A 13,338-nucleotide genomic window follows, 5' to 3' on the forward strand; every position below is an offset into this window, starting at 1 on the left:
GGTGGTGAGGAGAGCAGCAGTATGCGCGACGCGCAGCCGACAACCATTTATCTCAGCGATTACCGGGTTCCTGACTTTCTGATCGACAAGACCGAACTGAGCTTCGAACTCGAAGAGGCCCACACTACGGTAAATTCCCGCCTGTATTTACGTCGCAACCCCGAGGCGCTGGATCAGAGCGCGCCGCTGGAATTACACGGTGCTGATCTCTCCCTGGAATCGATTGCCCTGGACGGACGCGAGCTGGCTGCCGATGAATGGGTGGAAGAGGGCGAGCTGTTGCGCATCGCCAGCGTGCCAGATAACTTTACGCTGCACTGTGTGACGCGAATTTATCCGCAGTCAAACACCTCGCTGGAAGGCTTGTATAAATCGAGCGGCATGTTTTGTACCCAGTGTGAAGCAGAGGGTTTTCGCAAGATTACCTATTATCTGGATCGGCCCGACGTAATGGCCGAATTTTACGTCGATATCATTGCTGACAAGTCTCTGTATCCGGTGTTGTTGTCCAACGGCAACTGCGTGCTGGAGGAGGACCTCGAGTTTGGCCGCCATCGCACTCGGTGGCATGACCCCTTTCCCAAACCCGCCTATTTGTTTGCCCTGGTCGCTGGCCGCCTGTCCCGAGTGAGTGACCGCTTCCGTACTCGCAGTGGCCGTGAAGTCGACCTGCATATTTATGTTGAGGACAAGGACCTCGACAAATGTGAGCACGCGATGACCTCGCTGAAAAACGCGATGCGTTGGGACGAGGACGTCTACGGTCGGGAATACGATCTGGATATTTTCAATATCGTCGCGGTTGACGATTTCAATATGGGGGCGATGGAAAACAAAAGCCTCAATATTTTTAACACCTCCTGTGTGCTTGCCAAGCCGGAAACCACTACCGATGCCGGCTTCCAGCGGGTCGAGGGTGTTGTCGCCCACGAATATTTCCACAACTGGTCGGGTAACCGTGTCACCTGTCGAGACTGGTTCCAGCTGAGCCTGAAAGAGGGCTTTACCGTATTCCGCGATGCGGAATTTTCGGCGGATATGGGTTCGCCCACCGTCAAACGGGTAGAGGATGTCACCCTGCTGCGCACCGCCCAGTTTGCCGAGGATGCCGGGCCGATGGCCCATCCGGTGCGGCCGGATTCCTTTATAGAAATCTCCAACTTCTACACCGTGACCATCTACGAGAAGGGCGCGGAAGTGGTGCGGATGATCCACACCCTGCTGGGAGCGGAGGGTTTTCGCCGGGGCAGCGACCTGTACTTCGAGCGTCACGACGGCCAGGCGGTGACCTGCGAAGATTTCGTGCGGGCGATGGAAGAGGCCAATGGTGTAGACCTGCAGCAATTCCGTCGCTGGTACTCCCAGGCAGGTACGCCGCGGCTGGCGGTGTCCGGTGAGTACGACGAGGCGGCGCAAACCTATACGCTGACAGTCAAGCAAAGTTGCCCCGCTACCCCCGGGCAGGCGGAAAAATTGCCATTCCATATTCCCTTGAAGGTGGCTCTACTGGGCGAGGCGGGACAGCTGCGCCTGAATTTGCAGGGCCACAAGGCCGATCCGGACGCTGCCGATAATACCGAAAGGGTGCTTGCGGTCACCGAGGACACTCAGGCGTTTGTCTTTACCGATATACCCGAGCGCCCCGTGCCCAGTTTGCTGCGTGGATTTTCGGCGCCGGTGCGCCTGCATTTTGACTACCGCCGCGATGAGCTGTTGACCCTGATGGCGAAAGACAGCGATGGATTCTGTCGCTGGGACGCCAGTCAGCAATTGGGGCTGGCAGAAATTCTGAGTGCTATCTCAGCGCAGGAGTCCGGCCAGGCCGCTGTGGTGGCCGAAGATTTTGTCGCAGCCTGTCGCAGCCTGTTGCTGGATGAGTCGCTGGATCCGGCGATGGTCGCACTGATGCTGCAGTTGCCCTCGGAGGCCTATCTCGCGGAACTGATTTCTCCGGTGGATGTTCAGGCAATCTATCGCGCCCGTGAAGCGGTGCGCAAAGGATTGGCCCACGCCCTGCGTTCGGAGCTGGAGGCCTGCTACGGTCGATGCGATGTTGAAGAAGAATATGCGGCCAACGCTGAGCAAATCGCCCGTCGCAGTTTGAAAAATACTGCCCTGGCCTATCTGATGCTGTGTGAAGACGGCGAGGTCTACGCGCTGGCGCGACGCCAGTTTGAGCGCAGTGGCAATATGACCGACCGGCTCGCGGCATTGGTAGCCATTGTCAACGCGGCTGAACCCTATAAAGGCGAGGCCCTGCAGCGGTTTTATCAGGATTGGCAGCACGAGCCGCTGGTGATAAACCAGTGGTTTCAGGTGCAGGCGACCTGTCGCTTGCCGGGTACCCTGGGGCGGGTGAAGGAGCTGATGTCTCATCCGGCCTTTGATATTGGCAACCCCAACAAGGTGCGTGCGCTGATCGGGGCATTCTGTGGGCAAAATGCGGTGAATTTCCACGCTGAGGATGGCTCCGGCTACGCCTATCTGGCTGACCAGGTCATCGAGTTAAATCGACGCAATCCCCAGATCGCCTCACGCCTGTTAACCCCGCTGACCAAGTGGCAGAAATATCTGCCCGCCGCGCAAACCGCAATGAAGGCGGAGCTGCGGCGTATTCTGGCCGAGCCGGAGTTGTCCAGTGATGTCTACGAAGTAGTGTCGAAAAGTCTCCAGGGGGCTGAGGGGAATTAAAATTCATTTTGTTATAACTATAGATGGCTTTGTTATAACTAGCTGATTTTAATGGATTTTTATTGTTTTTATGGGCGGGTGTGCTAAAGTTGCCGCCCTCAACTGCAATTTGAAGCACATCATGGAACTGGATCTGGACGCATTAAACGCCGAGCTGCGCGACAAGTCGGCGGAAGACATTATTCGCTGGGCGGTGTCGCTGGGCGAGCCGGCAATGGCATCGACCAGCTTTTCCCAGAATGCGGCGGTGATGCTCAAGCTGGTGACGGATTGTGCGCCGGAATTGCCTATTGTGTGGGCCGATAGTGGCTACAACGTGCCGGACACCTATCGGGTGGCAGAGAAATTAATCAAACTGCTTAAGCCCAACCTCAAGGTGTATATTCCCGAGATGACCGCAGAGCGGCGCAACGCCCTGATGGGGGGAATACCTCACCCCGACGACAATGCAGAGCTGCATGCGGAGTTTACTCGCCAGGTGAAACTGGAACCCTTCAACCGCGCCATTGCCGACATCAAGCCCAAAATCTGGATCAGCGGCATTCGCAAGGAAGAGACCGCATTTCGGCAAAGCCTTGATGTACTGTCCTGGGACGGTCGTGGCATTTTGAAGGTCGCGCCGATTTTTTATTGGTCAGAGGCAGATGTGCAGCGGTATATGGATCAGCATGAGCTGCCCACCTGTAAGCACTACTTTGACCCAACCAAGGTCGCTGAAAATCGCGAGTGTGGCCTGCACACCTCGGCGTAAACGCTGTGGCCAGCCGCTGATGCGCAGTGTTTTGGCCGGGTGGGCTGTCCCCGCTATAATTGTTCTATTCTAAGCCTGCCTGGCCGAGCCGGCGGGCTTTAGTCCCGTTCAGGTATTCGTTATCCTGTCCTCCAATCCCATAGAAGTTGACATCATGTATTCACTACTACGTCCTCTGTTGTTCTGCCTGTCAGCGGAGCGCGCCCACACATTTTCACTGCGCGCCCTGAGTGCGGCTCAGCGTCTTGGTTTGGTGGGGCTGTTCGCTGCGCGGCCAGCCCGCGACCCGCGTACAGTGATGGGCATTGAATTTCCCAATCCGGTGGGACTGGCCGCGGGGTTGGACAAGAACGCCAGCCATATCGATGCCCTGGCCGCTCTGGGGTTTGGCTTTATAGAGGTCGGTACGGTTACGCCACGGGCCCAGCCCGGCAACCCATTGCCGAGGTTGTTCCGTCTTCCGGAAGCGGGCGCAATTATTAATCGTATGGGTTTTAACAACGACGGCGTAGACGCCCTGGTCAGCGCGGTTGAGGCAAGCACCTTTAGCGGTGTGCTGGGGATCAATATTGGCAAAAACAAGGACACCCCGGCGGAACAGGCGGTGGACGACTACCTGCACTGCCTGCGCAAAGTCTACGGCATCGCCAGTTATGTCACGGTGAATCTGTCGTCGCCGAATACACCGGGGCTGCGCGACCTGCAATTCGGTGAGCCGTTACGGGAGCTGCTCAAGGCATTGAAAGCCGAACAGGGAAGTCTGGCAGAACAGCATGGTCGCTATATTCCGTTGGCGGTAAAAATTGCCCCGGATATGGCAGAAGACGATATCAGAGATGTTGCGAGGGCGCTGGTTGAAGCGGGCATTGATGGCGTCATTGCCACGAACACAACCATTGCCCGGGACGCGGTCAAGCACCTGCCCCACGGTGATGAAATGGGTGGATTGAGTGGACGCCCGGTGCGTGAGTCGTCAACCCGGGTCATCGCGATTTTGAAGGATGAACTGGCGGGGGCGCTGCCGATTATTGGTGTGGGCGGAATCGACAGTGGCGAGGTCGCCGCAGAAAAAATCGCCGCGGGGGCCGACCTGGTGCAGGTATACACCGGGTTTATTTATCGTGGGCCGGCGCTGATTGCCGAAGCGGCGCGGGCGATTGCTGCCATCAGCCGCGGAGCTTGAAATGGCTGACTCTGCCCTGCTGGAGGCATTCAGTGTTGCCTTGACGACGTTTTTTGCGACGATCGGGCCAATCGACGTCGCGGCGATGTTCGCCATTCTCAGTGGTGATTTAACCGACCGCGAGCGGCGCAATACCGCCCTTCGAGGGGTGATGGCTGCGGGGATCATCCTGTTGTTGTTTGCCCTGCTGGGCGACTGGATTCTGACTCTGTTGGGTATTTCCCTGGCGGCGCTGCGCGCTGCGGGCGGGGTGTTGCTCCTGTTGATTGGTATTGAAATGGTGTCTGCCAAGAGCGGGGGCGCAACCTCCACCACCAGGGAGGAAAATCGCGAGGCGGTGGAGCGCGCGGATATTGCCGTGTTTCCCCTGGCTACGCCACTTATTGCAGGGCCGGGGGCCATCGGTGCGGTGATCCTGCTTATGGCCCATGCCGAAGGCAATATACTTGAGCAGGGCGCGGTGATTGTCAGTTTGCTGTTGGTGCTGGCTCTGACTCTGGTGTCGCTGTTATTGGCGAGCCGCTTGCAGAGCGCCTTGGGGGTAACGGGTATGCACATGATCAGCCGGGTGTTTGGCGTGCTGCTTTGTGCCCTCGCGATGCAGTTTTTGTTCGACGGTATCGCGCAAAGCGGTATGTTGAGTGCGCTGACCGATATTCCCTCCATGCCGGGTTGAGACTGATCGGCAGGGGCTTATTGGCTAAAGGCACTGCCTATGGGCACCGACTCAGGGCCTTCAAAGGACATTCGCGCCTGACGGATGGCAATGGTGCACAGGGGTTTTTTGGGCAAGCCTAATGCACGCAGTGCCAGCGCCAGTGGGTGGCTGTCGCCAATGACCGGAGCTTTGCCCCCCAGCCTGAAGGTCAGACCTTCGCCCTCGGTGGTGCCTACCGTTTTCCATGCCCGTTGGTTTCTGATAGCCAGTGACGGGGCTTGCTGGGCCTTGGCGCTGGCCTTGCCCCCGCAGCGGGCGTGAAGTTCGAATACCGTCATGTTTTCGTCGCTGAAGCGGGCGGTGGCGTCAGCCTTGCCAAATTGCACGTCCACGTCGCACTGCCATTTCGGGAAGCCCCAGATATAGCGGCCGGCATGGGTGGTGAAACCCTGGTTCACGGGCATGCGGTAGACGTAGTTGCCGAGCTGTCCGCGCAGGATTCGCGGCAGTGCTCCCACCAAGGGGAGGGGGGAGCGCTCCCCCGGGGTGGTCGCCGGAAAAACAATGGCGGCTTCGTTGTAATCCCCCAGATCGTTTTGCCGGTAATCCACCGCCAGCAATTGCAGCAGGGCCTTGCCCGGCCACAGTTCCACAACCTTGAAACCGGTGTCGGCAATCAACGCCTGGGCGGCCTTGCTATCGACGGTGAACAAATTCATCAGCATGGCGGCATCGCCCACGGTTACCGGCAAGGTAATATCCTGGCCATTAATGCGGTAGTGGCGGTCGTCGATTTTCCGGCACACCGTGTCGGTTGCTTGGTTGCCATCGACAGGGGCTTCAGGGGCGTGTATCCGGGTATCCAGCATGGCTGTTCTCGAATCGTGGAATTTAGGTTATTGAACTGTAACTATTGGGTCGGTGCAAGGCTTGGGTGTTGGTTTACAGAAATGTAATGCGAGCTCGCGCTGAATCGTTGTATAAGTCCTGCTGATTCGCGGGTAGCGCTGGTCGCTGCCCGTGGGATCAAGGATAATGCTGGGTATCGGTTGTATGCCAAGGAGTTTTCATGCCAGTCATCGGTAGAAAGGGTTTGGGTCAGGATTTATCGGCCGGGAGAAACGTTAGCCTGGCTGAACTGGGTGTGCGCGGCTCACTGAGAATGGCGCAAACCATCGCGGCGGTTAGTCCCCGGGCGCTGAAATGCCTGCTGAAAATGCGACAACCCACGCCGGCGGAAGTGCGTGAGCTGTTTGAAGCACTCGGCGCCACCTATATCAAGTTCGGTCAGTTTATTGCCAGTTCGCCGTCGATTTTCCCCAAGGAATATGTCGATGAATTCCAGGCCTGTCTCGATCAGACGCCGGCGTTGCCGTTCGGCAAAATTCGCGCCATTATCGAGGAAGACCTTGGTCGTCCCCTGGGAGAGGTGTTTGCGTCGGTTGATGAAAAGGCGCTGGCATCGGCGTCGATCGCACAGGTGCATTCGGCGCGCCTGCTGACCGGCGAAGACGTGGTGATAAAAGTACAAAAACCCGGCGTGCGGGCGATTTTGACGACTGACCTGAACGCCGTCTATCTGCTGACCCGCGTGCTTGAGCTGATTATGCCCAACACTGACCGCGACGCTGTTGCGGGTCTGGTCGCCGAAATGTATCAGTCGATGATCGATGAATGTGATTTTCGCAAAGAGGCGCAAAATCTCACTGATTTCCGTCAATTTCTGGCCAACTCGGGCAATGACAAGGTATTGGCGCCCAAACCTTACCCCAAGGCCTCCGGGGACCGAGTGTTGACCATGGAGCGATTTTACGGGCGGGCACTCACAGATACCGCTATGACGGCAAATTCGGCGCAAAACGCGACCGATAGCCTGTTTAATGCGCTGAACACCTGGTTTGCCAGTTTGACCCAGTGCGCGTTTTTCCATGCGGACCTGCACAGTGGCAACTTGATGCTGCTCGACGACGGCCGCGTAGGGTTTATTGACTTTGGCATGGTGGGGCGCATTCAGCCCGAGGCCTGGCAGGCGATGTTCGGCTTGTTCAGCGCAGTGAGCAGTCAGGATTATCGGCAAATGGCCGAATCGATGGTGGCGGTGGGAATTACCCGCGACAAGGTCGATGTCAATGCGTTGAGTAACGATATCCGCCGACTATTTGACAGCATGAATGCCATGGATCCTGCGCGGGTGCTGGCGAATAATAACGGCGACGGCATTAACGATATGCTCAGTGACCTCGGCGGTATTGCGCGAAACTACGGGATTCGTTTTCCCCGGTCATTTACCATGCTACTCAAGCAGTTTTTGTATTTCGACCGCTATGTAGAATTGCTGGCACCGGGTGCCGATATCTTCCGTGATGACCGCGTCGACTTATTCGGCTGAGGGGCGATCGCCGGACTTGATGGGAGGCCGGATAATCCATATCCATCGTGTTACGATCCGTTGGGTATGGCTTTGGTAAGTAGATGACACAATAACCGGCGAGACGCAGCGTCGATATGCTCTATATTGATGCCTAAGAACTACATACGTGTCGATAAAGGTGATTCGCAATGGGTGAGCACACACAAACAGGGATAGATTCGGCAGCCGGTGGTGTTTTCTTTGCCTGATACCCTTTCTTTTCGCGCCGATTTACGCCGGTTTGTGATACTGGCTGGCCTAATGCTGCTGCTCGTGCTCGGTGGCGTGCTGTGGTGGCAACTCAACGGTATCGAGGAACGCCACCGGGAGCGCGCCCAGTCGATAGGTCTGCCCTTGGTCACCGCTGAAATTGCACAGCATTTGATCGCCAGCCCCTCTCAAATCAATGGCTTGCTGGAGTCCTTGTGGCGGATGCCAGCCTACGACGCGGTCTGCCTGTATGTCACCGCCGGTGGACGTGGCGAGCGACAATTGATACATCGCGGGCCTTGGTCACGTGAGTGCCCGACGAATTCAGCCGTCGCGGTGATGAATGGCGAGAATCAATTTATCAGCCGAGCATTTTCCTACGGTGAGTCGGGTCAGGGGGTGCTGGCGATCAAGCTGGTTGGTGAAATAGGCCGCCTGTTCGAGTCGGGTAATATTTTTATTCTCCTGGCTGCGACCTGTCTTTCTATCGGGTTTCTGGTGTGGGCTTCCGCTCGACTGGCGAGCCGCCTTATTACCCCTCTTCAACGGGTTCAGGATGTGCTGCGGGAAATACAGCGCAGTGGGGACTATCAGTTGCACGTGCCCGCGGTGGGCTACCGGGAGTTGAACGAGCTGTCAGATGATTTGAACAGTATGATAGAAACCGTTGCCAACCGGGAAAAGGAATTGATTTCCGCTCAGCGCGAGCTGGAATTGCGGGTGCGGGAAGTTGATATCAGTAATGCTGAATTAAGTACGGCGTTATGGCGGCTGAACGCCGCTAAAGACCGATTGATCGTTACCGAGAAAATGGCCTCATTGGGTGGTCTGGTGGCGGGCGTCGCCCACGAAATTAACACGCCAGTGGGGGTCGGGGTGACGGCGGCCTCGTCGATGCTGGGTCAGGCCCGGGATGTGCTGGAAAAATACAATTCGGGCCAGCTGACAAATTCAGGGCTGAAATCCTACCTTGAAACCACCATGGAAACCGCGGAACTGGTGCTGGGTAACTTGGCGCGGGCGGCGGAGTTGGTGCGCAGTTTCAAGCGCGTGGCTGTCGACCAGGAGCAGGGCGATGTTCGGCGCTTTAGTCTGAAGGGGCATTGCGAGGAAGTGCTGCGCAGCTTGTATCCCCAGTTGAAACACACCAATATCAAGTGCGTCTTTGACTGTGAAGACGGTCTGATGGTAAATACTTACCCTGGGGCCTTGTCGCAGATTATCACCAATTTCGTTATGAATTCTGTGAATCACGGCTTTGATGTTGGTGCCCATGGCGAGCTGCATTTGAGCCTGAGAAGCATCGGCGACAGCGTGGAAATGGTTTACCGGGACAACGGTTGCGGGATTCCGCCGGAGAATCTTGACAAGGTGTTTGATCCCTTCTTTACGACAGGTCGCGCCCAGGGGGGCAGCGGTCTGGGGATGCATATTGTCTATAATCTGGTCACTCAGCAATTGGCGGGTGAAATCGAGCTGTCGAGTCAGCCCGGCGACGGCGTGGAAATTATTGTGAGATTCCCGAAAGACTTGGGAGAAGAGGAGGAGTATGTCGGAGCCAGATAATACACAGAGCGACCAGTTGATGCTGGCCGACGATGTTGCCCAGAAACGGAGTTCTGGCCTGGCGCCATGGAAGCTCCTTGTTGTTGATGACGAAAAAGTCGTGCACGCCGTTACCAGTCTGGCTCTTGATGATTTTGAACTGGCGGGTCGTGGCCTGATGATTATCAGCGCCTACTCTGCGGCGGAGGCGCGCCGGGTTCTCGAGCAGCACCCTGATGTTGCCATGATTTTACTTGATGTGGTGATGGAGTCTGACAGTGCTGGCCTGGATTTGGCTAAATATATTCGTGAGGAACTGGGTAACAAGCTGGTTCGCATCGTATTGCGTACAGGACAGGCGGGGCAGGCCCCCGAGCACGAGGTTATAACCCGTTACGATATCAATGACTATAAGGAAAAGACCGAACTGACACGGCAGAAATTATTTTCTACCGTGTACACTGGGCTGAAGTCCTACCGGGACCTGATAGCGCTGGATGAGAACCGGAAAGGCCTGTTGCGAGTGATCAACGCGTCGGCGGAAATATTTGAGCGGAGAAGCCTGGAAGCATTTTGTAGCGGTGTGCTCGATCAGCTTATAGCATTGCTATACCTCAATAACGATGCGATGCTGGTGCAGGCGTCAGGGTTTGTTGCGGATAGTAAGGATTCTCGTTTGAGAGTGCTTGCGGCGACGGGGGTTTTTAGACGGCTAGGGCAGCAACAAGCACTGACATTAGCCGAAATTGAAGAAGATGACGCCCGTGAGCGGCTCGCAGAAGCCATGGCAGGCAAAAACAGCGTATACGGCCCGAACTACTGGGCCAGTTATTACCGTACGGCGTCGGGTAACGAGCAGGTACTGTACGTCACGGCCCGAGACAATTTCTCGGTGCCAGACACCGAGATGATTGAGCTGTTTGTTAAAAACGTCGCCATTGCTCATGAAAACGCCAAGCTTATGGATAAGCTGCAAATGGGGTAAACCCGATAATGCAGGATAATTATGTGTCTAGAGATGATCGCCTGATGTTGGCAAGTGAAAATACATTGCCTGGTGGCCATACCGCGTCAGTGTCAAAGAAGGCATGGAAAGTATTAATCGTTGACGACGAGGAGGAAATCCACGTTGTTACTCGCCTGGCGTTGCACGATTTCAGCTTCGGTGGTCGTCACCTGGAATTTCTGAGTGCTTATTCGGGGGCTGAGGCGCGAACCATGATTCGCGAAAACCCCGATATTGCGATCATTCTTCTTGATGTTGTAATGGAGACCGACAGCGCGGGGCTTGAGGTGGCGCAGTTTATCCGTCAGGAGCTGGGCAATCATTTCGTGCGTATTGTTTTGCGCACCGGTCAGCCTGGGCTTGCACCCGAGCGGCGTGTGTTGAAAGTTTACGATATCAACGACTACCGTGCGAAAACGGAATTGACTCAAGACCGGCTATTCTCGGTGATATATACCGCGCTGGCCTCCTATCGCGACTTGATCGCGCTGGCCCGCAGCCGCCATCAATTGATTGGCTTGGTGAACGAAATTGAGCAGCTGTCCCATTTGTCAGCGCGGGATCTGCAAGTTCCGCTGAATGACGCGGCAGCGCTGATACGAAAGATCAGTAAATCTGGCGCTGACTTGCCGCGCGAGGTTGCAGAAGATGTGGGGGAGCTGCGGACGAATATTGACGCCATGCAATCGGCGTTGAACAAATTGGTGGCATTGACCTCGGCGGGGCGGTTCAACGAAAGCCGTGAAAATGTCGACTGCAACACCGTTATCAATGACGTATTGGCCAATCTCGATGCTGAGTTCCAGAGCAGTCATGCCAATCTTCACTGCGAAACCTTGCCAACGGTTTTTGCCTGCCGCCGCCAGCTGGTGCAGTTATTTCAGAACCTTATTCTCAACGCTATCCGCTTTACCGAAGGTCATGCGCCAGAGATATATATCAATGCGATCACCCACGAGCGCAACTGGTTGTTTTCAGTGACGGATACCGGGGTGGGTATTTGCCCGGAGCAGCACAGCGGTTTGTTCAACCTGTTCCACCGAGAACGCTCAGAAGGCGTTTCCCAGGAGTCGGGGGTTGGTCTGGCGATTTGCGAAAAAATCGTCCGTTGGCACGGCGGTAAAATCTGGCTGGAGTCAGAGTTGGGTCGCGGTTCGACCTTTTATTTCACTATTCCATTGAGCGAATAGCCCAACGGCTGCGGAGTATTGCATGCGCGCTGAATGGGTTCTGGGTAGTATCCAACAGATTATACTGGGCGTTGACAATGACTGGCGCCTCTCGTACCTCAACCCGCTAGCGGAACGCGTTCTCGGGTCCAGCCACCAACTTCTCGACCTGCCGCTGTTATCGGCTATTCCACTGCGGACTAGCAGTGGCGGTGCACTCAGCCTGTCGACATTGAAAGAACTGGCCGACAACGGCGAAGTCACAGCGATCTCCCTTGCGGTGGCCGACGATAAAGATACCTCTCGCTCACTTGCGGTTCAGCATGTGCACGACGAGTCGGGGGCCCATATGGGCTATTCCGTATTTGTGATGGCACCGGAACTGAGCCCGCCGGTGGCGGTTGAAAGCCATCTGGATCACTTGACGGACCTGATGGGGCGGCGAGAGTTTGAGCGCCGCGTGGATAATTTGGTTGACGACGCGGCGACCAGTTCGCGTACCCACGCGTTATTGTATATCGACATTGACCAGTTCAAGTTGATTAACGACACCAGCGGTCATGGCGCGGGCGACAATTTGATCAAGATGGTTGCCGAACGGCTGAACAACGAGCTGTTTACCGGTGACATGCTATGTCGTCTGGGCGGTGACGAGTTTGGCGTGCTGCTGAGTAATGTCGATACCTTTGAGGCGAGATCGACCGCGACGCGGCTGGTCAAAGCCGTCAAACGGATGAATTTTATCTGGAGTGGTATTTCTCACCGGGTGTCGATCAGCATCGGGGTAGTGCAAATTGATCAGCACACCCTGGAGCGGCAGACGGTGATGAGTCAGGCCGACGTGGCGATGTATTCGGCCAAGGAGAATGGCCGTGGCCGGGTTCATGTCTACGACACCCAGGATAAAAAACTCAGTCGTTTGCACAATGAAATGGACTGGGTACATCGGATCAATCAGGCCCTGTCCAATGACGATTTTGTGCTGGTTCGCGAGCGTATTTGCGTCTTACACGATACGGAAGGCAAGGCGCCCAGTGCGTTCTATGAAATTCTGGTACGTATGCGTTACATGGGTGAGCTGCTGCGCCCGGGCCAGTTTATGCCCGCGGCTGAACGTTTCGGCTTGATGCCGCAAATTGACCGCTGGGTGATCAAGGCGTTTTTCGAATTCCTGCAGTCAAATCCCCATTTAAAAGATGAGAACGTTCTATTTTCATTGAATATCTCCGGTCAGTCGCTCTGTCAGGATTCATTTCTGGAATTTGTCTACCGCCAATTGCGTCGCAGCTACGTGAACCCGAATACCATCTGTTTCGAAATTACTGAAACGGTGGCGGTCACCAATTTCGAGCCGATGACACGTTTCATCTCCAGAGTTCACGAACTTGGCGGACGCTTCGCCCTCGATGACTTTGGCACAGGTATGTCCTCCTTCGGTTACTTGCAGGAACTGCCGGTCGATTTTGTAAAAATCGACGGCTTGTTTGTGCACGATATGGACAAAAACCCGGTTCACGAGGCCATGGTGCGTTCTATCAACGATATCAGCCATGTGCTGGGCAAGAAGACCATCGCCGAATTCGTTGAGCGTGAGGCCGTCGTTGAGCGTCTCAAGGATGTCGGCGTCGATTTTTCCCAGGGCTATCTCTATGGTCGCCCGGAGCCCTTGAGTGAAGTGCTTGTCGATCGGCATTCTGCCGAATAACTCCCGCTAT

The 13,338-nt window shown here is 55.8% G+C and carries 10 protein-coding genes; 9 read left to right on the plus strand and 1 reads right to left on the minus strand.

What is annotated here, in order from left to right; genetic code table 11:
• Positions 1-21 precede the first annotated feature (21 nt).
• The 4 genes from pepN to HCU74_RS05265 all read left to right on the plus strand — a co-directional run bounded on the left by pepN (position 22) and on the right by HCU74_RS05265 (position 5,301).
• Positions 22-2,691, plus strand: coding sequence for an aminopeptidase N (pepN, locus tag HCU74_RS05250; protein ID WP_168449374.1), 2,670 nt, complete (start codon positions 22-24; stop codon positions 2,689-2,691).
• A gap of 121 nt (positions 2,692-2,812) precedes the next feature.
• The gene (locus HCU74_RS05255; RefSeq protein ID WP_168449375.1) at positions 2,813-3,442 is read left to right on the plus strand and encodes a phosphoadenosine phosphosulfate reductase domain-containing protein; all 630 of its coding nucleotides are present in this window, start codon (positions 2,813-2,815) and stop codon (positions 3,440-3,442) included.
• 154 nt (positions 3,443-3,596) lie between these two features.
• Positions 3,597-4,625 (plus strand): quinone-dependent dihydroorotate dehydrogenase, encoded by a 1,029-nt coding sequence (locus HCU74_RS05260; protein ID WP_168449376.1) that lies wholly within the window; start codon positions 3,597-3,599, stop codon positions 4,623-4,625.
• Position 4,626: 1 nt separating this feature from the next.
• Entirely contained in the window at positions 4,627-5,301 is a 675-nt protein-coding gene (locus HCU74_RS05265) for a MarC family protein (protein WP_246864470.1), read from the plus strand.
• 17 nt (positions 5,302-5,318) lie between these two features.
• Here HCU74_RS05265 and HCU74_RS05270 read toward each other — a convergent pair whose 3' ends face one another.
• Positions 5,319-6,152 (minus strand): acetoacetate decarboxylase family protein, encoded by an 834-nt coding sequence (locus tag HCU74_RS05270; RefSeq protein ID WP_168449377.1) that lies wholly within the window; start codon positions 6,150-6,152, stop codon positions 5,319-5,321.
• A 200-nt stretch (positions 6,153-6,352) separates the two neighbouring features.
• Between HCU74_RS05270 and HCU74_RS05275 the strand changes: the two genes are divergently transcribed.
• The 5 genes from HCU74_RS05275 (at position 6,353) to HCU74_RS05295 (ending at position 13,328) form a co-directional block, all read left to right on the plus strand.
• Entirely contained in the window at positions 6,353-7,672 is a 1,320-nt protein-coding gene (locus tag HCU74_RS05275) for an ABC1 kinase family protein (RefSeq protein WP_168449378.1), read from the plus strand.
• 222 nt (positions 7,673-7,894) lie between these two features.
• Entirely contained in the window at positions 7,895-9,469 is a 1,575-nt protein-coding gene (locus HCU74_RS05280) for a sensor histidine kinase (RefSeq protein ID WP_168449379.1), read from the plus strand.
• A complete protein-coding gene (locus HCU74_RS05285; RefSeq protein ID WP_168449380.1) occupies positions 9,453-10,433 on the plus strand; it encodes a DUF3369 domain-containing protein in 981 nt (326 codons plus the stop codon). The genes HCU74_RS05280 and HCU74_RS05285 overlap by 17 nt, the downstream gene beginning before the upstream one ends.
• 23 nt (positions 10,434-10,456) lie before the next feature.
• Positions 10,457-11,644: an ATP-binding protein gene (locus tag HCU74_RS20295; protein ID WP_168449381.1), complete on the plus strand. Its 1,188-nt coding sequence runs from the start codon at positions 10,457-10,459 to the stop codon at positions 11,642-11,644.
• Between the two features lie 22 nt (positions 11,645-11,666).
• Positions 11,667-13,328 (plus strand): putative bifunctional diguanylate cyclase/phosphodiesterase, encoded by a 1,662-nt coding sequence (locus HCU74_RS05295; protein WP_168449382.1) that lies wholly within the window; start codon positions 11,667-11,669, stop codon positions 13,326-13,328.
• The last annotated feature ends 10 nt before the right edge of the window (positions 13,329-13,338 follow it).

It is taken from the genome of Spongiibacter thalassae, from assembly GCF_012272835.1.
Classification (GTDB): Bacteria; Pseudomonadota; Gammaproteobacteria; order Pseudomonadales; family Spongiibacteraceae; genus Spongiibacter; species Spongiibacter thalassae.